At 60.7% G+C, this 23,022-nt stretch carries 15 protein-coding genes; 10 read left to right on the forward strand and 5 right to left on the reverse strand.

What is annotated here, in order from left to right:
- Window positions 1-3 precede the first annotated feature (3 nt).
- Entirely contained in the window at window positions 4-4,014 is a 4,011-nt protein-coding gene (locus AB1462_RS04085; RefSeq protein ID WP_367246220.1) for a DUF6543 domain-containing protein, read from the reverse strand.
- Between the two features lie 218 nt (window positions 4,015-4,232).
- Here AB1462_RS04085 and AB1462_RS04090 point away from each other — a divergent pair, with 218 nt between their 5' ends.
- From AB1462_RS04090 to AB1462_RS04120, 7 genes are all read left to right on the forward strand, one after another.
- The gene (locus tag AB1462_RS04090) at window positions 4,233-6,536 is read left to right on the forward strand and encodes a YgiQ family radical SAM protein (protein ID WP_090400855.1); all 2,304 of its coding nucleotides are present in this window, start codon (window positions 4,233-4,235) and stop codon (window positions 6,534-6,536) included.
- Window positions 6,537-6,747: 211 nt separating this feature from the next.
- Window positions 6,748-7,662 (forward strand): NAD synthetase, encoded by a 915-nt coding sequence (locus AB1462_RS04095; RefSeq protein ID WP_090400854.1) that lies wholly within the window; start codon window positions 6,748-6,750, stop codon window positions 7,660-7,662.
- Window positions 7,659-8,117: a hypothetical protein gene (locus tag AB1462_RS04100; protein WP_024073094.1), complete on the forward strand. Its 459-nt coding sequence runs from the start codon at window positions 7,659-7,661 to the stop codon at window positions 8,115-8,117. Before AB1462_RS04095 ends, AB1462_RS04100 begins: the two co-directional genes overlap by 4 nt.
- Window positions 8,118-8,167: 50 nt before the next feature.
- Window positions 8,168-8,563, forward strand: a complete 396-nt coding sequence (locus AB1462_RS04105; protein WP_090409801.1) for a hypothetical protein — start codon at window positions 8,168-8,170, stop codon at window positions 8,561-8,563.
- A 187-nt stretch (window positions 8,564-8,750) separates the two neighbouring features.
- Window positions 8,751-12,041 (forward strand): transglutaminase family protein, encoded by a 3,291-nt coding sequence (locus AB1462_RS04110; protein WP_315335668.1) that lies wholly within the window; start codon window positions 8,751-8,753, stop codon window positions 12,039-12,041.
- Between the two features lie 160 nt (window positions 12,042-12,201).
- Window positions 12,202-14,688, forward strand: a complete 2,487-nt coding sequence (locus AB1462_RS04115) for a circularly permuted type 2 ATP-grasp protein (RefSeq protein WP_090400852.1) — start codon at window positions 12,202-12,204, stop codon at window positions 14,686-14,688.
- On the forward strand, window positions 14,688-15,578 hold the full coding sequence (locus tag AB1462_RS04120) for a transglutaminase family protein (protein ID WP_090400851.1): 891 nt from the start codon (window positions 14,688-14,690) through the stop codon (window positions 15,576-15,578). The genes AB1462_RS04115 and AB1462_RS04120 overlap by 1 nt, the downstream gene beginning before the upstream one ends.
- Before the next feature lie 46 nt (window positions 15,579-15,624).
- Here the strand turns inward: AB1462_RS04120 and AB1462_RS04125 are convergent, their stop codons facing one another.
- A complete protein-coding gene (locus AB1462_RS04125) occupies window positions 15,625-15,807 on the reverse strand; it encodes a hypothetical protein (protein WP_032890516.1) in 183 nt (60 codons plus the stop codon).
- Between the two features lie 332 nt (window positions 15,808-16,139).
- Between AB1462_RS04125 and azu the strand changes: the two genes are divergently transcribed.
- Window positions 16,140-16,586 (forward strand): azurin, encoded by a 447-nt coding sequence (gene azu, locus AB1462_RS04130; RefSeq protein ID WP_090400850.1) that lies wholly within the window; start codon window positions 16,140-16,142, stop codon window positions 16,584-16,586.
- A gap of 125 nt (window positions 16,587-16,711) precedes the next feature.
- Here azu and nadE read toward each other — a convergent pair whose 3' ends face one another.
- From nadE to AB1462_RS04145, 3 genes are all read right to left on the reverse strand, one after another.
- On the reverse strand, window positions 16,712-17,539 hold the full coding sequence (nadE, locus tag AB1462_RS04135) for an ammonia-dependent NAD(+) synthetase (RefSeq protein ID WP_259194457.1): 828 nt from the start codon (window positions 17,537-17,539) through the stop codon (window positions 16,712-16,714).
- A gap of 3 nt (window positions 17,540-17,542) precedes the next feature.
- Complete coding sequence (gene pncB / locus AB1462_RS04140; RefSeq protein WP_053134484.1) at window positions 17,543-18,757, reverse strand: nicotinate phosphoribosyltransferase; 1,215 nt, start codon at window positions 18,755-18,757, stop codon at window positions 17,543-17,545.
- 207 nt (window positions 18,758-18,964) lie between these two features.
- The gene (locus AB1462_RS04145) at window positions 18,965-19,855 is read right to left on the reverse strand and encodes a LysR family transcriptional regulator (RefSeq protein ID WP_090400848.1); all 891 of its coding nucleotides are present in this window, start codon (window positions 19,853-19,855) and stop codon (window positions 18,965-18,967) included.
- Between the two features lie 153 nt (window positions 19,856-20,008).
- Between AB1462_RS04145 and AB1462_RS04150 the strand changes: the two genes are divergently transcribed.
- Together AB1462_RS04150 and AB1462_RS04155 are read left to right on the forward strand one after the other, a co-directional pair.
- Window positions 20,009-21,499: an aldehyde dehydrogenase family protein gene (locus tag AB1462_RS04150; protein ID WP_259194456.1), complete on the forward strand. Its 1,491-nt coding sequence runs from the start codon at window positions 20,009-20,011 to the stop codon at window positions 21,497-21,499.
- Window positions 21,500-21,669: 170 nt separating this feature from the next.
- Window positions 21,670-22,953: an NAD(P)/FAD-dependent oxidoreductase gene (locus tag AB1462_RS04155; RefSeq protein WP_367246222.1), complete on the forward strand. Its 1,284-nt coding sequence runs from the start codon at window positions 21,670-21,672 to the stop codon at window positions 22,951-22,953.
- The last annotated feature ends 69 nt before the right edge of the window (window positions 22,954-23,022 follow it).

A 23,022-nucleotide genomic window follows, 5' to 3' on the forward strand; every position in this document is an offset into this window, starting at 1 on the left:
CTCCTAGGGCCTGGGAAACAGGCTGCGGATGGTCGATTCGTCGTATTGGTAATTCCAGCGTAACTCGGTGCCTGCTGGAATGTCCTCGCTGGCAAAGAGTCCAGTGAGTATGAGTTGCTCCGGTGGGTTGTCGTCTGTTTTTGTTTGCACCCGGAACTGTGTGGCTTCCACGTTGTAGCCTGTGCTGGCCTGCCTGACCGGGAACTCCCCGTCATATTCAAAAACCGTGTTTACTCTCGACAGCGCATTGTCTCCGGACAATACCAGCTGCATGTTTACGGCATACCGTGAGGTCGGCCTGAAGTCTTTGATCGGTATCAGATAGGGGTCTAGTCGAGCCCTGGCAACGTAGAAATGTAATAGTTCTCCACCGTAGACACCCAGTGCTTCGCCTTTTAAAACGGGGCGCCGGGTGATGACCGTGGCTTGGCCGATCAGTGAAGCCTCTTGGGGGAACTTCAGATGGGCTTGGGTGAAGGTGGTAACCTCAAGCTTGTCCTCATACAAACGGGCGACATTTTCATAACCCTCCCATTGAATGTAAGGGCGAAGCGCGCTGTTTCTGAACCAGGTGTCGGACGTTAACGACTTCCCCTGGCTCTGTATGTGCCTGATTCGCATGGGGCGCCCCTCAATGTCGCGTAGCGGATAGCGGCCATTGTTGGCTCGGTCATAAATACCACGGTAGTTTTGGCTGTGTTGAAAGCTTCGTTGGGTACGCATGTAGCTCAATTCCTGAACGGTGTATTGAGGTCTCACGCTACCTTCTTCGGCCGACTCGTATTCGCTGGAAGAGTGAGCCGACTCAAACTCATCACTGGAATCCATGCCTTCAAGTGACAAGAGGGGCGAGCCTCTTCCACCCGGTAATGCTCCCTTGGCCTGATCAATTTCCCAGCCGCCTTCGGCCTTTGGTCGCACATAGGGCTGATAGGCTCTGAAGCGGCTACGGGCGTCGATCAGTCGCCAACCTATGGCATCGGATTTGACCTGATAGTATTTCTGGTTGTCCTGTATGTAATAACGATAACTCCCATCGGGAAGAGGCGCGGATTGGTAGGTGCCGTCGGCACGTACTGTCAGCCCCGTGGGAGATGTTGTTTCACAGAATGCTGGGTCGAGTGGTAAGCCTGTCGTGCCTGCTGCCTGCGTTGAAGGGGGCATGGCACGAACAGGCGCGCGGCGCTCACCCATCAGCGACAGGCCGGTTTTTTGCAGTGATTGCTCAAGGGAGTTGGTGCCCGATTGGCTAAGGATGGTGCTGCGCTCAGATTCGGAAAGCGTGCGCTCGATGGCGCCCGGAAGATCAGTGAGTGAGCTCGTGTGCCCGTTCTGGGCATCGTAGATTGCATACAGCTCTCCTTGCCGGATCACTACATGTTGGTTGCTGGCATTTGCCTCGCCAATGCTGCCCAGTAGAGGGCCTTCGTGACTGCCGTCATATACATCGAGCTTTCGCGACGCCGGCCAGCCGGGAGTCTGCTCCAGGATGTACAGAACCAAAGGCACGCTCTTGCGGCTGCTTGCGGCGTGGAGAAAGAGGCCTTCTTTCAAGCGCGTCATCTGTATTGCATCGCGATAATGGCCTGCTTCCCATTGCTGCACGGGCGGCAAGGTCTTTTCCTCTTGCAGGCGTTGGCGTTCTTGCCCGGAAAGCGTGGACTCCATTTCTTCCAGGTGGCGCTTGGAGAGTTCCGGGATGATCGCGCGAATGCTTTTCTCGGCTGAAGTGATGGCTCGTTCACCGGGTTCGTTGAGCAAGGAAAGCAGCCGCTGTTTTTGCTGCTCCGCTTCTGTTTCCAAGCGCATGGCAAGATTTTCAACTTTGGTGAAATAGTCGATGCTCAGGGTGGGCATCAGTCTGTTGAACTCAGCTTGTGGCAGTTGCTCCTCTACAGCATGCAACAATTCCCCTTTTCTGAATCGCGCCTCGCTTATCTTGATTTCAGCAGTACCCGTATCATGAGTCATCACGATTTGCTGTTGCTCATCAACAATCTTCAATGCCCGGTTTGCAGGCCATTCGGGCAACGAAACCAACAGATGGAACTGAATGAGTGGCGAGTGAGGGGTGACCGAAGTGCCTTCGGCGCGAGCCAGGTTGAAGTCGTTTATTTCCTGCTCCAGATTGAAGTGTTTGACGGTGTCGAGCAGCAAGGGAGGAGGGCGCACCATCTCCTGGTGGAGCTGGCGCAGGGCAGTTTTATCCACGCCGCTGAGCAGCAGGATAGGCTCGACCGCAGGTTGCTTGATATTGGTTGCATCGGGCCCCAGGCGCTTGATCAGTTTCAGGTCGTCCCAGTCCTTTGGTGTTTCGTGCAAGTGCCGATAGCCTCCCACTTCATTGCTGAGCAAAGGGGGGGCATAAGCAAGCGGGTCGGTGGGGTGCGACAGCTCCCATTGCTTGCCATCGGGAGCACGTTTGACAACATGGACGTGATCATCCTGCTTCAGATAGCTACGTTGCTCGTACTGATATAAACCTTGTTTGTTGGCGACAAGGTGTTCGGGCAACTCCTTGGTGTGGCGGTAAGGCTTCATGTCTGAGTGCCACAAGCGCCAGCCTTTGTTGCGCACCTGGACCTTTATCAGGTTGGCGGTGAAGCCCGCCGTCTTGATGGCGCCGGCTGTCGCCGCAGCCAGGGCAACACTGTCAACCACGTCCATCAAGTCGTTCAGGGCCTCGTCGCTGTCGTTACGGCTCCAGGCAGCAAAACCTTCATAAACCGTGCCGATCAGCTGAGCGGCGGTGACGACCAGGAGCACCTCGCCGACAACCGGAATGAACGACGCGGCAAAGAACAGCAAGGATTTACCCAGGTCGATGTAGCTCTGGAGGCGCTTCTGCCTGCTCAATAGGTCCGCGTCGGCGGTGGGGACGACCAGAGTGCGGGCGTCGCTCTTGATCTGGTCGATTTTATGCTGTGCGATGGCCCGGAACACGTCGGTGGTGATCGGGGTAAGACTGATCGGTTGTTTCAGATGGGCTGGGTCAGTATAGATTCTTCCGCCCATGGCAAGCGCAGGTGAACCCGATTGAGTAGCAGACACTTCCAATAGGTTGAACTGATGTTGCAAGGGTACAAGGCGATTGAAGAATTCCCGATAACTTTCGGTTAGCAGACGTTCAGCCAAATCCCGCTGGAGGTTGGCCATGGAGGTGTATTGGCGCAGTGGCTCGTCTGGGTCTTCGGGGGTATAGAGGATGAATGAGATACTGATCGTAGGAGCCTGAATCACCAGGACCCCGGGCAGTACGACACAGTTGATTGTCAGGTGATTGATTTGAATATCCAGATGCGATCCTGAGCGCTGGAGGCTGTTCAACTGCAGGTGCTGTTTGGGGGTGAACTGCTGGCGCATGTAGGCGATATGCAATGCGACCCCGAAGGCGTGTTGTGCCTGGGCGCGGAACAAACGGATTACCTCAGTGGCATTGCGAGAGGGGGTGGTCTCGGAGGTTGGTTCAAGGACACTGCTGATATGCGCAAGGTACTTGCCTCCCAGGTCTTGAGTGCGGCAAAGCTCTGCAAATGAGGTGGCAGATGCAAGGCTTTCCACCTCGCGATCCCGCGTGACGTTGTAGAGGGTCGTGCCGGTTTCCATGCCTCCGTCTTCTGCTTCTGAGGCCTCGAAGTTTTGCAGGGCCGCTTCCAGCAAGGTCTGTCGAGTGGTTCGGGCATGGGTTTTGATGAGCCCTAGCAGGTGGTGGTTTTTCCATTCGCGCACCAGAATGGCGTTTTCATCGTTAACCAGGCCGAAAAACCTTGAACTGAGCGCCTCGCGCAACAGCGGTCGGGCAAAATCTTCAGGGCTTTTAAGCTCGTCCAGAAGCGCTTTGAGGTCATGCCTGGCCTGATTGCTGCTAATCAAACTGTCGCGAAAATCCGTGAGCGCTGACGCAGGCGCCTGGCTCAGCCAAGACGGTAATTTCGGCTTGATGAAGGCGTGGTGTGCAGGAAGGGAAGACGCTGGCGGATGGTTGCTGGACGATGGGGTGGAGCGTGTATTCATTGGATAGGCCATCAAGGGCTGTGGTTGATGGAAGGCAGCTTACCCATGATTTTTTTGACTATCGGCTAACGGAATAGCCCCTGTGAGCGCGGCCAATCGGGGGCGCAAGTGGCTACGACAGGCTCTCAGGTTAAAAGCCGACCATTACCGTCGGAATTGGTCAAAATTTGTGCTATATTCCGCGCCCGCGATTTTTCATCTCAACACCGGTCACCGTCATGCAAACAGCCAAGCCGTTATTTGACTATCCCAAGTACTGGGCCGAATGTTTCGGTCCTGCGCCATTCCTGCCGATGAGCAGGGAGGAGATGGATCAGCTTGGCTGGGATTCCTGCGACATCATCATCGTCACCGGTGATGCCTACGTGGACCATCCGTCGTTCGGCATGGCCATCATCGGCCGGTTGCTGGAGTCCCAGGGTTTCCGCGTCGGGATCATTGCGCAGCCGAACTGGCAGTCCAAAGACGACTTCATGAAGCTCGGCGAGCCGAACCTGTTCTTCGGCGTCGCGGCCGGCAACATGGACTCGATGATCAACCGCTACACCGCCGACAAGAAAATCCGTTCCGACGACGCCTACACCCCAGGCGGCATGGCCGGCAAACGTCCGGACCGCGCCAGCCTGGTGTACAGCCAGCGTTGCAAGGAAGCCTACAAGAACGTGCCGATCGTACTCGGCGGCATCGAAGCGTCCCTGCGCCGCATCGCCCACTACGACTACTGGCAGGACCGCGTGCGCAACTCGATCCTGATCGACGCTACCGCCGATATCCTGCTGTACGGCAACGCCGAGCGGGCCATCGTCGAAGTCGCCCAGCGCCTGTCGTGGGGCCACAAGATCGAAGACATCACCGATGTGCGCGGTACCGCGTTCATTCGCCGTGACACACCCGAAGGCTGGTACGAGGTGGACTCCACCCGTATCGACCGTCCGGGCAAGATCGACAAGATCATCAACCCGTACGTGAATACCCAGGATACCCAGGCCTGCGCCATCGAGCAGGAAAAGGGCCCGGTTGAAGACCCGGAAGAAGCCAAGGTCGTACAGATCCTGGCCAGCCCGCGCATGACTCGCGACAAGACGGTCATTCGTCTGCCGTCCGTGGAAAAAGTCCGTGGCGATTCGGTGCTGTATGCCCACGCCAACCGCGTACTCCACCTGGAAACCAACCCAGGCAACGCCCGCGCCCTGGTGCAGAAGCACGGTGAAGTGGACGTGTGGTTCAACCCGCCGCCCATCCCGATGACCACCGAAGAAATGGACTACGTGTTCGGCATGCCGTACGCCCGTGTCCCGCACCCGGCGTACGGCAAGGAGAAGATCCCGGCCTACGACATGATCCGCTTCTCGGTGAACATCATGCGTGGCTGCTTCGGCGGCTGCACCTTCTGCTCGATCACCGAGCACGAAGGCCGGATCATCCAGAACCGTTCCGAAGAGTCGATCATTCGCGAAATCGAAGAGATCCGCGACAAGGTTCCAGGCTTCACCGGTGTGATCTCCGACCTCGGCGGCCCGACCGCAAACATGTACCGCATTGCGTGCAAGAGCCCGGAAATCGAATCCGCGTGCCGCAAGCCGTCGTGCGTGTTCCCCGGCATCTGCCCGAACCTGAACACCGACCATTCGTCGTTGATCCAGCTGTACCGCAGCGCCCGTGCATTGCCGGGTGTGAAGAAGATCCTGATCGCTTCCGGCCTGCGCTACGACCTCGCGGTCGAGTCGCCGGAATACGTCAAGGAGCTGGTGACCCATCACGTCGGTGGCTACCTGAAGATCGCCCCGGAACACACCGAGGAAGGTCCGCTCAACCAGATGATGAAGCCGGGCATTGGCAGCTATGACAAGTTCAAGCGCATGTTCGAGAAGTACACCAAGGAAGCGGGCAAGGAGCAGTACCTGATCCCGTACTTCATCGCGGCCCACCCTGGCACCACCGATGAAGACATGATGAACCTGGCCCTGTGGCTCAAGGGCAACGGCTTCCGCGCCGATCAGGTGCAGGCGTTCTACCCGTCGCCGATGGCCACCGCCACAGCGATGTACCACTCGGGCAAGAACCCGCTGCGCAAGGTCACCTACAAGAGCGACGCAGTGACCATCGTCAAGAGCGAGGAGCAGCGCCGCCTGCACAAGGCGTTCCTGCGCTACCACGACCCGAAAGGCTGGCCGATGCTGCGTGAAGCGTTGATCCGCATGGGCCGTGCCGACCTGATCGGGCCGGGCAAGGACCAACTGATCCCGCTGCATCAGCCGTCCACCGACAGCTACCAGAGCGCCCGTCGCAAGAACTCGACGCCGGCCGGCAGCCACAAGGTCGCCAAGGAAACTACTACGAAGATCCTCACCCAGCACACCGGTTTGCCACCCCGTGGCAGCGACGGCAGCAACCCGTGGGACAAGCGTGAGCAAGCCAAGGCTGCGGCGCAGGCACGTAACAAGCAGGCTGCTAAAGAACGTAGCGATGCGGCCAAGGGCAAGGGCGGCAAGCCCGCCCGCAAGCCGGTCGTGCCGCGTTGATCGCAGCCTGAATATGCAAAACGCCAGCCTCGTGCTGGCGTTTTGCTTTCTAGGCGCTGGGGCGTCTGTTTGTTAAGGTGGCCGCCATTAAATCGCTATCGGGGGCAAGCCCCCTCCCACATTTTGAATGTATTCACACATCAAGTGTGGGAGGGGGCTTGCCCCCGATAGCGTCAGTCCAGTCATCACCCCTTCAAGGAAGAACACCCCCATGGGCAACCCCCTGCTCGGCATGGACTCCAACCGCTCCCAGTTCATGGCGCGCCAGCGCATCGAAAGCCAGATCAACTTGCCACGGCTGTTCGCGGCCATCGACGCCGACCCCGGCATCGTCGGCGCGGGGGTGGTGTATATCGACGCTGACTTCAATGTCATTACCCTGCGCGAATTCAAGCCCATCTGCAGCATCAAGCCCAAGCGCATCATTTTGCGTGAAGCGCAGAAGTACATTGCGCCAACACAGTTTGCTCAACATGTCGTGAGCAATCCTCGAGAATCGCGACTGATTGGCGAAGCCGTGAATACCGGAATCTCCTGCTTGGGGGCGGTCATCAGTTGGGCTGCGATCGCCAGTGGAACAATTCTGGTGCCTTTCAGCGCTGGCGCCAGTTCCGTCATCGTTGTAGTGGGGTATGCGGCTGCCGGCGCAAGTACGCTTCAGTGTTTCAACGGCATTGCCCGAACAGCGCTGGAAGTCGCCAAACCTGAGGTCAAGGATGCGCTCGACAGTGAAGGCTGGTACCAGAATGCGTCCATCGTGCTGGACGCCGTATCACTGGCAGGCGTGGGCGCTTCGGCCCTGACGACGGTCAAGCTGGTCAGGGCCGCCAAAGCATCGACGGGCAAGAGCCTGCGTGATGTGCTTCGCGGTTTGAATCGCCAGGAAAGAGCCAAGCTGACGAAAGAGCTGCTGAGCATCAACCATCCCAGCTTGACCGCGAAGATGATCAAATTGAGGCAGGCGTCGGGCGAACTCACCAAGCGTTTCACCCCTACGCAGCTCAAGCACAGCACCACTACCCAGATCAAAGACGTCCTGGGCGCAAGCGTTGGGTTTGGCGGGAGTGCCTACTCCGGAAACGTCAACACCATCGCGATTGGACTGTACGAGGAGGTAAGCGAATGAGCGAATTGATGACGCTACGCGACTTTTTCAGACAATACTTTCTGACGTTTATGGGTGGCGTATTTGCTGCGTGTTTTTCTTTGGCGTTGGCTGTGGCGCTGGCGTTCATCACCTATTTTCGTGATGCGCCGATGGCTCAAGTGGGGCTCAAGATCATGTCTGCCGGGGCGCTGCTCATTCTGTTGACGGTCCATAGCAACTTTATGATTTTGCGGGGCCGACCCTCCTGGGTGTGGGTAATGGTCGGTATCTATGTCGCCTGTCTACTGTTTGTAGTTCCGATGGTTCAATTCCAGCCTCACAAAGTCCTTTATGGGTTGGCGCTGTTATTCCCATTGCTCGGATTATTGACACTTAACAGCAAGGTTCAACGAGAGATGCGCACGAAACTCGTGGGAATCCGTCGCATTCGGCAGGCGGTTAAATCAACCGTCAGATCGAGTAGTCGCATGTGAAGGAGCCGCCTTCGATAAACGGTTTCCTCGCGCGCTATTTCCCGGTCTTCATGGGGACGATTTTCATGGCGATCTTCTCCGGCTCAGCCTCGGTTTCCATGGCTGGCGTGACCTATTTGCGCGGTCTTGATCCCGCGCTCAAGGCCAACTATTCAGTAGGCGCGATCCTGGTGCTAGTGGCGGTGCTGGTCTTTGGCAACGTCATGATCGCACGCGGCTATCCCTGGGCTACGCGGCTGGTGGCGGCTTACTTGGGCGCTTGTCTGTTGTTCGTACTGCCAATGATTCAATATGATCTCAACAAGCTGGTCTCTGGCTCGGCTGTCCTCTTTCCGCTGTTGGGGTTACTGCTGCTCAATAGCAAACGCCACCGCGAAATGCGCAAAAAACTGTCCGAGATACGCCACCTGCGCCAAGCCGTAATCGCAAAGCGCAAAACCCGTTGATTGGGTAGATTCGCAACCCATCCTCACATTAACGCCACAAATATGTGCGGCGCCTGCACCACGACACCGCCGTTGGCGCCGTTTTGGTGCTGTACTGCACCGGGTCTTACGATAAAGCGCAATGACCGCCGCTCTGGCATAAGTCTTGCGCGCTTTGTGTCCATGCCCTGGCTCGCAGGAGGCCGCCGTGTCGATTCATGTCGCGTTGCACCACGTTACGCATTACCGCTACGACCGCGCGGTCGAACTCGGCCCACAGATCGTGCGTCTGCGCCCGGCTGCCCATAGCCGCACGCGGATTTTGTCCTACGCACTCAAAGTGCTGCCCGAGCAGCATTTCATCAATTGGCAGCAAGACCCCCAGGGCAATTACCTGGCGCGTCTGGTGTTCCCGGAAAAGACCGATGAACTGCGCATCGAGGTCGACCTGGTCGCCGAGATGGCGGTGTTCAACCCGTTCGACTTTTTCCTCGAGCCCTACGCCGAAAAAATCCCCTTCAGCTACGCCGCCGATGAGCAGCGCGAGCTGGCCCCGTACCTGGAAACCCTGCCGCTGACGCCGAAGTTTGCCGCCTACCTGGCGGGCATCGACCGTACGCCGCTGCCGGCCGTGGATTTCCTGGTGGGCCTCAACCAGCGCCTGGCCGCCGACATCGGCTACCTGATCCGCATGGAACCGGGCGTGCAAACCCCGGAATTCACCCTGGAAAACGCTTCCGGCTCCTGCCGTGATTCGGCCTGGTTGCTGGTGCAATTGCTGCGCAACCTCGGGTTGGCGGCGCGGTTTGTGTCCGGCTATCTGATCCAGCTGACCGCCGACGTCAAAGCTCTCGACGGCCCCTCCGGCACCGAAGTCGACTTCACCGACCTGCACGCTTGGTGCGAAGTGTATTTGCCCGGTGCCGGCTGGATCGGTCTGGATGCCACTTCCGGGCTGTTCGCCGGTGAAGGGCATATCCCGTTGGCCTGTAGTCCTGATCCATCCTCAGCCGCGCCGATCAGTGGGCTGGTGGAACCGTGCGAGTGCGAATTTACCCACGAGATGTCGGTTGAGCGCATCTGGGAAGCGCCACGAGTGACCAAGCCCTACACCGAAGAGCAATGGCTGGCGATCCAGGCCCTGGGCCGGCAGATCGATGGCGACCTGCTCAAGGATGATGTGCGCCTGACCATGGGCGGCGAGCCGACCTTCGTCTCCATCGACGACCCTGATGGCGCCGAGTGGAACACCGCAGCCCTCGGGCCGGATAAGCGTCGCTTGTCCGCCGAACTGTTCCAGCGCATGCGCAAGCACTACGCACCCAAGGGCCTGGTGCACTTCGGCCAGGGCAAGTGGTACCCCGGCGAGCAATTGCCGCGCTGGTCGCTTAACTGCTACTGGCGCCGTGACGGCGTGCCCATCTGGCACAACAGCGCGCTGATCGCCGATGAACAACAGGACTACGGCGCCGATGGCGTAATGGCCGGGCGTTTCCTGGCCAGCGTCGCCGAGCGTCTGAAGTTGCCGGCGCGCTTTGTGTTCCCGGCCTTCGAAGATAATTTCTACTACCTGTGGCGCGAAGGTGCGCTGCCGCAAAACGTCACCGCCCAGGACCCGCGCCTGAGCGACGACCTGGAGCGCGAACGCCTGCGCAAAGTGTTCAGCCAAGGCCTGGATAAAGTCATCGGCCAGGTGCTGCCGCTGGCACGCACCGCCGCCAATGATCGCTGGCAGAGCGGGCGCTGGTACCTGCGCGATAACCATTGCCGCCTGGTGCCGGGGGATTCACCGCTGGGCTATCGCCTGCCGTTGGCCTCGCAGCCGTGGGTGACGGCGGCGGAGTATCCGTTTGTGCACCCGACCGACCCTAACCAGGATCAGCCGGAGCTGCCGACCAGCACCCAACTGCAAAGCCATGGCGAGCCCGCGCCGAGCGACGAGCGTGTGCCCGAGGTCGACGAGTCCGCCGACTGGCTGACCCGCACCGCCCTGTGTGCCGAAGCGCGGGAAGGCCGCCTGTACCTGTTTATGCCGCCACTGGAGCGCGTCGAGGATTACCTGGAGCTGGTGGCCGCCATTGAAGCCACCGCCGAGGAACTGCACTGCCCGGTGCTGCTGGAAGGCTACGAACCACCGTTCGATATGCGCTTGAGCAACTTCCGCGTCACGCCGGATCCGGGTGTGATCGAGGTCAACGTGCAGCCGTCCGCGACCTGGGACGAGTTGGTGGAGCGCACCGAATTCCTCTACGAGGAGGCGCGGCAAACCCGGCTGACCACCGAGAAGTTTATGATCGACGGGCGTCACACCGGCACCGGCGGGGGTAACCACTTTGTGCTGGGGGGCGCGACGCCCAAGGATTCACCGTTCCTGCGCCGGCCCGACCTGCTGCGCAGCCTGATCAGCTATTGGCACAACCACCCGTCGCTGTCGTACCTGTTTTCCGGCCTGTTTATCGGCCCGACCTCCCAGGCACCACGGGTGGACGAAGCCCGCAACGATGCGCTGTACGAGCTGGAAATCGCCTTTGCCCAAATGCCGCAGCCGGGTGAAGAATGCCCGCCGTGGTTGGTGGATCGCCTGCTGCGCAACCTGTTGATCGACGTGACGGGCAACACCCACCGCGCCGAATTCTGTATCGACAAACTCTACTCGCCCGACGGTGCCACTGGCCGCCTGGGCTTGCTCGAGTTGCGTGCCTTTGAAATGCCGCCCCACGCACGCATGAGCCTGACCCAGCAATTGCTGCTGCGGGCCTTGGTGGCGCGCTTCTGGCGCGAACCCTATGCGCCGCCGAAACTGGCGCGCTGGGGCACCGAGCTGCATGACCGCTTCCTGTTGCCGCACTTTATCGAGCAGGATTTTGCCGACGTGATCGTCGAGTTGAACGCCGCCGGTTACCCGTTGCGGGCCGAATGGTTTGCCGCGCACCTGGAGTTCCGCTTCCCCAAGGTTGGCGATTACGCCGTCAGCGGGATCGAGCTGGAACTGCGCCAGGCCCTGGAGCCTTGGCATGTACTGGGCGAAGAGGGCGCGGTGGGTGGCACGGTGCGCTATGTGGATTCGTCCCTGGAGCGTTTGCAGGTGAAGTTGAGCGGGCTGCCGCCGCAACGTTACCTGCTGACCTGCAATGGCATCCCGGTGCCGCTGCAACCGACCGGGCGCATCGGTGAGTTCGTCGCCGGCGTGCGTTACCGCGCCTGGCAACCGGCCAACTGCCTGCAACCGACCATCCCGGTGCATGCGCCGCTGGTGTTCGACCTGCTGGACACTTGGATGCAACGCTCGCTGGGCGGCTGCCAGTACCATGTTGCGCATCCGGGTGGGCGTAACTACGACAGCTTGCCGGTGAACGCCAATGAGGCTGAGAGTCGGCGCATGGCGCGGTTTTTCCGTCTCGGCCACACGCCTGGGAAGCTCACCGTGCCGAGTGTTGTGATCAATGACGAATTCCCGATGACCTTGGATCTGCGGCGTCACCCCAATAAGAATGACTAAATGCGATCAGAATGTGGGAGGGGGCTTGCTCCCGATTACGGTGAATCAGCCGATACATAGGTTGACTGACCCACCGCGATCGGGAGCAAGCCCCCTCCCACAGGGGATTTGCAGTGTTTGTTAGGTTAATCTGAGCCCCTTTGCCTCTGCCGAGCGTTCCATGCCCGACTTGCTCGACCAATACCCGCTGACTGCGGGTACTTATCACGAACTGCTGGACGACAGTGGCGCGGTGCGCGCCCATTGGCAGCGCCTGCTTGATCACCTGCAACGCAGCACACCCGCGCAACTGGCCCAGCGTCAGGCGCTGCTGACCCGGCAGATCCAGGAAAACGGCGTGACCTATAACGTCTACGCCGACCCCAAGGGCGCCGATCGCCCGTGGGAACTGGACCTGCTGCCCCATGTGCTGGCGGCCGATGAATGGCAGCAGCTGTCAGCCGGTATCGCCCAGCGTGCGCGCTTGCTCAACGCCGTACTGGCGGACCTCTACGGGCCGCAACGCTTGATCAAGGAAGGCCTGTTGCCGGCCGAGCTGGTGTTCGGGCATAACAATTTCCTGTGGCCGTGCCAGGGTATCCAACCGCCTGACGGTGCGTTTCTGCACCTGTATGCCGTGGACCTGGCGCGTACCCCGGATGGTCGCTGGTGGGTCACCGCCGACCGTACTCAGGCGCCTTCGGGCGCAGGTTATGCGCTGGAAAACCGCACCATCGTGTCCCGCGCCTTCCCCGACCTGTACCGTGATCTGCAGGTGCAGCACCTCACCGGTTTCTTCCGCACGCTCCAGGAAACCCTGGCCCGCCAGGCACCGAGCGATGACCAGCCGCCGCTGATCGTGCTGCTCACCCCTGGGCGTTTCAACGAGAGCTATTTCGAACACCTATACCTCGCGCGCCAGCTCGGCTACCCGTTGGTGGAAGGCGGCGACCTCACGGTGCGCGACAGCACGGTGTTCCTGAAAACCCTCAGCGGCCTGCGCCGGGTGCACGCGATCATGCGTCGCCTCGACGACGACTTCTGCGACCCGCTGGAGCTGCGCACTGACTCCGCCCTCGGCGTACCCGGCCTGCTCGACGCTGCGCGCCAGGGCAATGTGCTGGTGGCCAATGCCTTGGGCAGCGGCGTGCTGGAATCCCCCGGGTTGCTGGGCTTTCTACCGAAGATCAACCAGTTCCTGTTTGGCGAAGAATTGATCCTGCCGTCCATCGCCACCTGGTGGTGCGGTGAGGCGCCGGTGCTCGCCGAAGCCCTGGAGAAACTGCCGGAGCTGCTGATCAAACCGGCGTTTCCATCGCAAAGTTTTACCCCGGTATTCGGTCGCGACTTGAACGACGAACAACGCCAGGCCCTGGCCGAACGCATGCGTGCACGGCCGTACGCCTACGTCGCCCAGGAGCTGGCGCAACTGTCCCAGGCACCGGTGTGGCACACCGTGGAAGATCACTTGCAACACCGTGCCATCGGCATGCGGGTGTATGCCGTGGCCAGCGCGGAGGGCTACCGTGTACTGCCCGGCGGCCTGACCCGCGTGGCGGCCGATGCCGATGCCGAAGTGGTGTCGATGCAGCGCGGCGGCGCCAGCAAGGACACCTGGGTGCTGGGTGAGCGCGCCAGCAGTGGCGAGCATTGGCGCGCCCAGCGCGCGATTGGCGCACACGACCTGGTGCGCCGCGACCCTTATCTACCGTCCCGCGTGGTGGAAAACCTGTTCTGGTTCGGCCGTTACTGCGAACGCTGCGACGACAGTGCACGCTGGCTGCGGATCGTGCTGGCGCGCTATGTCGACGGCGACGACCCCCTGGCGTTGCAGGCGGCAATCGAGTTGGGTGAAAACCTGCGGCTGCTGCCGGAGGAGGGCGAGTTGCCCGAGCGTTTGCAGGCGGCCTTGCTCGGCGATGATTGGCCGTCGAGCCTGCGCGCCAACCTGCAACGCTTGCAGTGGGCGGCGTCCCAGGTGCGCGGCAAGTTGTCCCGTGAGAACTGGCAGGCCCTGGTGGAGCTGCAACGCGAAGCCCTGGAGCTGGAAAGTGAAAGCCCGGATTTTGGCGAGTTGCTGGATTTCCTCAACCGCCTGGTGATGTCCCTGGCCGCGTTGTCCGGGTTTGCCCTGGACGACATGACCCGCGACGAAGGCTGGCGTTTCCTGATGATGGGCCGGCGCATCGAGCGTCTGCAATTTCTCAGCAGCAGCCTGGCGGCATTCCTGCGCGGCGTGGCGGTGTTCGACCAAGCGGGACTGGAGTGGTTGCTGGAGCTCGGCAACAGCAGCATCACCTACCGCTCGCGCTACCTGGCGGTGCCGCAGTTGATCCCGGTCCTGGATTTGTTGTTGCTGGACGAACAGAACCCCCACGCGGTGCTGTTCCAGCTGAAACTGGTGAGCCGTACCCTGCGCCGTCTTAATGATGATTTTGCTGTGCCACGGGAGACCGGGTTGGCGCCGTTGGTGGAGCGCCTGGCGCGTTTCGACCTGGCTTGCCTGGAGAACCCGTTGTTTGGCGAATCCAGCGTGCGTGCCGCACTGGAGGGCCTGGCCGACCTGCTGCAAGCGGTCGCCGATGAGAGTGGGCAAGTGTCGGATCGTTTGGCCTTGCGCCACTTTGCCCATGTGGATGATGTCAGCCAGCAAACGGTGTCGGTGTGATGAGTGCGCGCTACCAGATTTTCCACGATACCCATTACCACTACGACAGCCCGGTGTCCCTGGCCCAGCAGCTGGCGCATTTATGGCCGCGGCCGTGCGCCTGGCAGCGTTGCAGCGACCAGCAACTGGATATCAGCCCGCAGCCGTCTTCACGCCGGGACGAGCTGGACGTGTTCGGCAACCCGATCACCCGCCTGGCGTTCGAACGGCCCCACGATGAACTGTTGGTCAATGCCGGGCTGACCGTGGAAGTGCTGGCGCGGCCTGTGCTGGATTTCCGACAGTCGCCAGCCTGGGACCAGACCCGCGACAGCCTGACCTACAGCAGCCAGCCGCTGTCGCCCGAGTTGATCGAAGCCTGTCGCTATCGCTTCGAATCGCCCTACGTGCACCTGAAGAAAACCTTCGTCGAGTTCTCGGAAAGCTGTTTCCCCCCTGGCGCGCCATTGCTATTGGGTGTGCAGGCGTTGATGGAAAAGATCTTCAGTGAATTCACCTTCGATGCCGAAGCCACCCAGGTCGCCACGCCGCTGGTGGAAGTGCTGGAGCGCCGACGCGGCGTGTGCCAGGACTTCGCCCATCTGATGCTCGCCTGCCTGCGCTCGCGCGGCCTGGCGGCGCGTTACATCAGCGGCTACCTGCTCACCCAGCCACCGCCCGGCCAGCCACGGCTGATCGGCGCCGATGCCTCCCACGCCTGGGTCTCGGTGTATTGCCCCGTATCGGGCTGGGTGGATTTCGATCCGACAAACAATGTGCAGCCGGCGCTGGAGCACATCACCTTGGCCTGGGGCCGGGATTTCTCCGATGTATCGCCGTTGCGCGGGGTGATTCTGGGGGGAGGGAGCCATGACCCGGAGGTGCGGGTGACGGTGATGCCGCTGGAATAACGGTGGATTGTGGTGAGACAGGGGGGCCTGCTCACCACAACAGAATTTATTCAGCCGGGTCTTTCGGGGTTTCAGTCTCGTCTGCTGCCACTTCACCTTCCGCGTCCGGGTTCAGTGCGCCCGCTTCTTCATCGACAGCGGCTTTCTTGCGTTGCAGTTTTTCCTCTTTCTTCTGTTCCTTGGCCAAGTCTCTCTGACGTTTGGCGAAGGAGTAATTAGGTTTGGCCATGGGCGATCCTCTAGGGTCGAAGGTGAGGGTGGCGGCGCGCAGCTGCCTTGGGACGACATGGTAGCAGCTTCAAGGGGCGCTTGGCCTTCACTTACCGCAGGCGTATGCGGCCAGAAGGCCATTGAACAGTTGGTTGAGGTGCATGGCTCGGACTCCAGTGGGTGATGGGCCGATCATAGGCAACGTGCGGCACTTTGGCTGGTTGATTGTGTCGATAAGTCTGATAGCCTAAAGTTGTATACAATCTGTTGATTCAGGTCATAAGAATTTCTGCCTGCCTCAGGCACCCTTGTCGCATTACGCGTTGTTTAAACCCTGCCTTGGAGATTCACATGTTTGCCAAACTCGTTGCTGTTTCCCTGCTGACTCTGGCTAGCGGTCAGTTGCTTGCTGCAGAGTGCAAGGTCACCGTCGACTCCACTGACCAGATGTCCTTCAACACCAAGGAAATCACGATCGACAAGAGCTGCAAGACGTTCACCGTCGAGCTGACTCACTCCGGCAGCTTGCCGAAAAACGTCATGGGTCATAACTGGGTGCTGACCAGCGCCGCCAACATGCAGCCGGTTGCCACTGATGGCATGGCCGCTGGCATCGACAAGAACTACCTGAAAGAGGGTGACGATCGCATCATCGCCCACACCAAGATCATTGGTGCCGGCGAGAAAGATTCGGTGACCTTCGATGTGTCGAAACTGGCCGCCGGTACGGATTACGCGTTCTTCTGCTCGTTCCCAGGCCACATCTCGATGATGAAAGGCACTGTGGTCGTCAAGTAAGACCGCGTTATCGTTCATCGGGAGCAAGCCCCCTCCCACACTTGAGTTGTGAACACATTCAAATGTGGGAGGGGGCTTGCCCCCGATGGCGGCCTGCCAATCAGCACAACACTATCTGGCTCACCTCACGGCGCAAACGGCATCACCCGCTTGTGCTCGGTCTTGCGGTACGTCTCGCAAATAATCCGAAACGCCTCTTCCCGCACCGGCTCACCGTGCAGGAACGCATCGATCTCGGCATACGTCACGCCATGTGACGCTTCATCCGGCTTACCTGGCGACAGGTCTTCAAGGTCGGCCGTAGGAACCTTCTCCACCAACGACTCCGGCGCACCAAAGAACCGCGCAATCGCGCGTACCTGGTTTTTCACCAGGCCGCTCAACGGCGCGAGGTCGCAGGCGCCATCACCGAACTTGGTGAAAAAGCCCATCACCGCTTCCGCCGCATGATCGGTACCGATCACCAGGCCGCTGGCCGCGCCAGCGATGGTGTACTGCGCCACCATGCGCATGCGTGCCTTGGTGTTGCCGAGCACGAAGTCGCGGGACACCGCCGCCTTGCCTTCAAACGCCGCCACTTCATTGGCCAGGGATTTCACCGCCGGGCCGATGTTCACGGTGTGGCGTTCGTCCGGTTCGATAAAGTCCACCGACGCCTGGGCATCGATTTCATCGAACTGGGTTTCGTAGGGCAGGCGCACGGCGATAAAGCGGTAGGCCTCGTCACCGGTGCTGGAGCGCAGTTCCTGCATCGCGCGTTGGGCCAGCAGGCCGGCGGTCAGGGAGTCGACGCCGCCGCTGATGCCCAGCACCAATGTCTTGAGCCCGGAATTGCGCAGGCAGTCCTGGATGAACGCCACACGCCGGGCAACCTCGGCCTCGAGGGCGGCCTGGTCCTTGAACGGCGCTTGGACCTTGAGCTGTTCAGCAATCTCACGCTGTACGGCTTGCATGATTCACTCCTTGCTAGAGATGGCAGGTACTTTGAAAACGTGACGCAAATAGGCGACAAAGTTCGGGTCGGTGCAGTGGGTCTTGCCCGCTTCATCGGAGATCTTCGCGACGGGCTGGCCATTGCAGGCAGTCATTTTAAGCACGATGCTCATCGGTTCCACCCCTGGAATATCGCAAGTCAGGTTAGTGCCGATGCCGAAGCTCACATTAATGCGACCACGCAGCGCGCGGAATATTTCCAGGGCCTTGGGCAACGACAGGCTGTCGGAGAACACCAAGGTCTTGCTCATCGGCTCGATGCCCAGCTTGTGGTAGTGGGCGATGGCTTTTTCGGCCCACTGCACCGGGTCGCCGGAGTCATGGCGCAGGCCGTCGAACAGCTTGGCGAAGTACAAGTCGAAGTCGCCGAGGAAGGCGTCGGTGGTGATGCAGTCGGTCAGGGCAATACCGAGCAGGCCACGGTATTCGCGGACCCAGCAGTCGAGGGCGGCGATCTGGCTGTCGATCAGGCGCGGGCCGAGTTGCTGGTGGGCCATGATCCATTCATGGGCCATGGTGCCCAGCGGTTTCATATCGAACTCGCGCGCCAGGTGCACGTTGCTGGTGCCGACAAAGCGTCCGGGGAAGTCATGCTTGAGCACGCTGACCACTTCTTCCTGCACGCGGTATGAGAAGCGTCGGCGCGTGCCGAAGTCGGCCACTTGCAGCTCGGACAGCTCTTCGCTGCTGGCGTTGGCCGTCAGCCAGTCGAACTTGCGGTACAGCTGCTCGCGGGCCTGTTCGAGGATCACGGTCTGGTAGCGGTAGCGGTTACGCACTTCGCTGACGATGGCCAGCATCGGCACCTCAAACAGGATCACATGCAGCCACGGCCCGCGCAGGCGGATAAACAGCTCGCCGTTCTCGATGCCGGTCTGCACATAGCGCAGGTTGAAGCGAAACAGCCCGAGGAAGCGCAGGAAGTCCGGCTTCATAAAGCTGATGCGTTCCAGGAACCCCAGTTGGTCCGGGCTCAGGCTCAGTTCGGCAAGGCGCTCGATCTGGTAGCGGATCTCCGCCAGGTACGGGCGCAGGTCTTCGCTGTTACGGCAACGAAACTCCCATTCAACTTCCACATTGGGGTAGTTGTGCAGCACCGCCTGCATCATGGTCAGCTTGTAGAAGTCGGTGTCGAGCAAGTTCTGCACGATGCGATCGGCAAACACACTCTCGCTCATAACGGGAATCTCCAGACGGGTCGGCGATGGGTGCCGACCTTTACGCACAATTAAGGAAGGGGGCTAGTGGCGCATAGACCTGTGGGGTTTTGCCAGTGATTTTTTTCGGTTAGGCCACTGGCCTCATCGGGAGCAAGCCCCCTCCCACACGTGGAATGCATTTCAAATGTGGGAGGGGGCTTGCTCCCGATAGCGGTATTCCAGGCACTAAAGAACCTGCTCCATCATCCACTTCACAAACTCCCGCACCTTGGGCACCTCTGCCGAATGCTCGGGATACGCCAGGTAATACGCATCCTGGCTCGGCATCGCATGCTGCCACGGGATCACCAGCTTGCCGTCGGCCAGTTCCTCCTCCACCAGGAAGCGCGGCAGCAGTGCCACACCACACCCCACCTGCGCCGCACGAATGCACATATAAAAGGTGTCGAAACGTGGCCCGTGGTAGCTGTGCTCGGTGTGATAACCCTGGTCGGCAAACCAGTCGTGCCAGCCCTGGGGGCGCGAGGCGTTTTGCAGCAGCACCAGGTCGCTCAGTTGCGTGGGGTCGGTGAACGGCTGCGCCGGCAGGCTTTCTGGGGCGCATACCGGCACCAGCTCTTCGCTGAACAGCTTCAGGCTCTCGGTGCCGGGGCGCGAGCCCTGGCCGAAGTAGAAGGCCATGTCGGCCTTGCCTTGCAGCAGTTCGTCCGGCTCCTGTTCGTTGCACAGGTCCAAGTGGATCTGCGGGTGGCGCAGGCGCCAGCCCTTGAGGCGTGGCACCAGCCAGCGCGCGCCAAACGTGTAGGGCGTGGACACGCGCAACACTTCGGTCTCGCCGCCGTAGGAGCGCAGGTAGTGGGTCGACATCTCCACCTGCGTGAGAATCTTGCGCACTTCCACCAGGTACAGGTCGCCCGCCGGTGTCATCTGCAAGCGCCGGCGTACGCGGCGGAACAGCAGGTGCTGGAGCAGTTCTTCCAGCTGCGCGACCTGTTTGCTCACGGCGCTTTGCGTGAGGTTCAGCTCCTCGGCGGCGCGGGTGAAGCTCAGGTGGCGGGTGGCGGCCTCGAAACACTGCAAGGCGGTGATCGAGGGCAAATGTCTTTTGTTCAGCACGGCACGCCTCTTTTTATTCTTTGCATGAATAAACGGAATGATATCTCGCCTAATCGTCGTTTGTTGGCAAGTCTTGGGCCAGCTACAAATAAGGCCTGGATCGCCGTGCGTGACACGGTGCGATTTTTTGTTTGCAGATTGAAGGAGTGACCCATGGTTGCCGCATTGCTTGATCGTCTCGGGGTAAACCCTGCGCTATACCAGGCGGGTAAACAACCCGTGCATTCGCCGATTGATGGCAGCCGTATCGGCAGTGTGCACTGGGAGGGTGCCGCCGAGGTGGAGCAACAGGTCAGTCGCGCCGAGCATGCATTCGAGGCTTGGCGCAAAGTGCCGGCACCGCGTCGCGGCGAGTTGGTGCGCCAGTTGGGTGATGTACTGCGCGAATACAAGGTTGATCTGGGCGAGCTGGTGTCCTGGGAAGCCGGCAAGATCACCCAGGAAGGCTTGGGTGAAGTGCAGGAAATGATCGACATCTGCGACTTCGCCGTGGGCCTGTCCCGCCAGCTGTACGGCTTGACCATCGCCTCCGAGCGTCCGGGCCACCATATGCGTGAAACCTGGCACCCGCTGGGCGTGGTCGGGGTGATCAGCGCCTTTAACTTCCCGGTGGCGGTGTGGGCGTGGAACACCACCCTGGCCCTGGTGTGCGGTAATGCGGTGATCTGGAAACCGTCGGAAAAGACCCCACTCACGGCCCTGGCCTGCCAGGCGCTGTTCGAGCGCGTGCTGAAGAAATTCGACGGCGCCCCCGAGTACCTGAGCCAGGTGATCATCGGCGGCCGCGATGCCGGCGCTGCGCTGGTGGATGACCCACGCGTGGCGCTGATCAGCGCCACCGGCAGCACCCGCATGGGCCGCGAAGTAGCGCCGAAAGTTGCCGCGCGTTTCGCCCGCAGCATCCTCGAACTGGGCGGCAACAATGCGATGATCCTCGGCCCGAGCGCCGACCTGGACATGGCCGTACGCGCCATCCTGTTCAGCGCCGTCGGCACCGCCGGCCAGCGCTGCACCACCCTGCGCCGGCTGATTGCCCACGAGTCGGTCAAGGAAGAAATCGTCACCCGCCTCAAGGCCGCCTATTCCAAAGTGCGCATCGGCCACCCGCTGGAAGGCAACCTGATCGGCCCGCTGATCGACAAGCAGGGCTTCGACAACATGCAGGACGCCCTGGAGCAGGCCTTGAGCGAAGGCGGCAAGGTGTTCGGCGGCAAGCGCCAGCTGGAAGACAAGTTCCCCAACGCCTACTACGTGTCGCCGGCCATTGTCGAAATGCCTGAGCAGAGCGATGTGGTGTGCACCGAAACCTTCGCACCGATTCTGTATGTCGTCGGCTACAAGGACTTCGCCGAAGCCCTGCGCCTGAACAACGCCGTGCCCCAAGGCCTGTCCTCGTGCATCTTCACCACTGATGTGCGTGAAGCCGAGCAGTTCATGTCGGCGGTGGGCAGTGATTGCGGGATCGCCAACGTCAACATCGGCCCGAGCGGCGCGGAGATTGGCGGCGCGTTTGGCGGTGAGAAAGAGACCGGTGGCGGTCGTGAGTCGGGTTCGGATGCATGGCGCGGGTATATGCGCCGCCAGACCAACACCGTGAACTACTCGCTGGAGTTGCCGCTGGCCCAGGGCATTACCTTCGACTGATTTCCTGTCGAAACACCATTAAACCTGTGGGAGGGGGCTTGCTCCCGATAGCGATGTGTCAGTTAACACATTTGAACCTGATTCACCGCTATCGGGAGCAAGCCCCCTCCCACAGATGACCTCTTTGCTGTTCGGAACAGATGTTTGTTGGGTCTCACCGGAGTCTGGCAATGGCACTACGCGAAACATGTTTGTGGGAACACCTCACCCCTGGCCGGCCCGATCGCGCCGCGCTCAAGGGCGAGGTCAAGGTGGATGTGTGCGTGATCGGCGCCGGCATCACCGGATTGTCGGCCGCCATTCATTTGCTGGAACAGGGTAAAAGCGTTGCCGTCCTGGAGGCCCATCACACCGGCCACGGTGGTTCGGGGCGCAATGTCGGGTTGGTGAATGCCGGCCTGTGGATCCCCCCGGACGAGATCGAAGCCGGTTTCGGCGAAGCGGTGGGCAGCCAGCTCAACCGCATGCTCGGCGCGGCACCGTCGCTGGTGTTCAGCCTGATCGACAAATACAACATCGATTGCCAATTACGCCGCGAGGGCACCCTGCACATGGCGCATAACGCCCGTGGCGAGGCGGATTTGCGCAGTCGTGAAGAACAGTGGAAGCGCCGCGGCGCGCCGGTGCAATTGCTCACCGGCCAAGCCTGCGAGCACGCCACCGGCACGAAGAAAATCGCCGCCGCCTTGCTGGATCGGCGTGCCGGCACCTTGAACCCGATGGCCTACACCAGTGGTCTGGCGAATGCCGCCGTAGGCCTTGGTGGGCAGTTGTTCGACCATTCCCCGGTCACCCGGCTTGAACGCCAGGGGTCACACTGGTCGGTACAGTCCGCCCAGGGCGCTGTGCAGGCTGCACAGGTGGTGATCGCCTCCAATGCCTACACCGAAGGTGAGTGGACCGAGCTGCGGCGCAATTTTTTCCCCGGCTACTACTACCAGGTCGCCTCCGCGCCGCTGGCCGACGCCGCCGCCGAGCAGATTCTGCCCGGCGGCCAAGGCTCATGGGACACACGCCAAGTGTTGAGCAGCATCCGCCGCGATGCCGATGGCCGCCTGCTGCTCGGCAGCCTGGGCAACGGCAACCAGAAACCGGCGTGGTTCCTCAAGGCGTGGGCTGATCGGGTGCAGCAGCACTACTTCCCGTACCTCAAGTCGGTGCAATGGGAGTTCACCTGGACCGGCTGCATCGCCTTCACCCCCGATCACCTGATGCGCCTGTTCGAGCCAGCCCCCGGCCTGGTTGCGGTAACCGGCTATAACGGGCGTGGCGTGACCACCGGCAGCGTGGTCGGCAAGGCGTTTGCCGACTATTTGTGTCACCAGAATCCCCAGGCGTTGCCGATTCCGTTTGCACCCATGCAACCGCTGGCGGGGGTTGGGCTGCGCAGTTGCCTGTATGAAGCCGGATTTTCGCTCTATCACGCCGGGCAATGCCTGAGGATCGTGATCTGATCAGCGAAATACCGCTCAGAAGCCTGCATTTTCTTCGCCGGCTACTAATCTGTATTGGTGCAGGTCGTA

This window comes from Pseudomonas sp. SB113 (assembly GCF_040754745.1).
GTDB classification, from domain to species: domain Bacteria; phylum Pseudomonadota; class Gammaproteobacteria; order Pseudomonadales; family Pseudomonadaceae; genus Aquipseudomonas; species Aquipseudomonas grimontii.

Bases quoted from the DNA above. Each gene is read 5' to 3' on its own strand.
- pncB (WP_053134484.1), bottom strand. From the start codon at position 18,757: ATGAGCGAGAGTGTGTTTGCCGATCGCATCGTGCAGAACTTGCTCGAC.
- AB1462_RS04090 (WP_090400855.1), top strand. From the start codon at position 4,233: ATGCAAACAGCCAAGCCGTTATTTGACTATCCCAAGTACTGGGCCGAA.
- azu (WP_090400850.1), top strand. From the start codon at position 16,140: ATGTTTGCCAAACTCGTTGCTGTTTCCCTGCTGACTCTGGCTAGCGGT.
- AB1462_RS04125 (WP_032890516.1), bottom strand. From the start codon at position 15,807: ATGGCCAAACCTAATTACTCCTTCGCCAAACGTCAGAGAGACTTGGCC.
- AB1462_RS04085 (WP_367246220.1), bottom strand. From the start codon at position 4,014: ATGAATACACGCTCCACCCCATCGTCCAGCAACCATCCGCCAGCGTCT.
- AB1462_RS04150 (WP_259194456.1), top strand. From the start codon at position 20,009: ATGGTTGCCGCATTGCTTGATCGTCTCGGGGTAAACCCTGCGCTATAC.
- AB1462_RS04120 (WP_090400851.1), top strand. From the start codon at position 14,688: ATGAGTGCGCGCTACCAGATTTTCCACGATACCCATTACCACTACGAC.
- AB1462_RS04105 (WP_090409801.1), top strand. From the start codon at position 8,168: ATGGGGACGATTTTCATGGCGATCTTCTCCGGCTCAGCCTCGGTTTCC.
- AB1462_RS04155 (WP_367246222.1), top strand. From the start codon at position 21,670: ATGGCACTACGCGAAACATGTTTGTGGGAACACCTCACCCCTGGCCGG.
- AB1462_RS04115 (WP_090400852.1), top strand. From the start codon at position 12,202: ATGCCCGACTTGCTCGACCAATACCCGCTGACTGCGGGTACTTATCAC.
- nadE (WP_259194457.1), bottom strand. From the start codon at position 17,539: ATGCAAGCCGTACAGCGTGAGATTGCTGAACAGCTCAAGGTCCAAGCG.
- AB1462_RS04100 (WP_024073094.1), top strand. From the start codon at position 7,659: ATGAGCGAATTGATGACGCTACGCGACTTTTTCAGACAATACTTTCTG.
- AB1462_RS04095 (WP_090400854.1), top strand. From the start codon at position 6,748: ATGGGCAACCCCCTGCTCGGCATGGACTCCAACCGCTCCCAGTTCATG.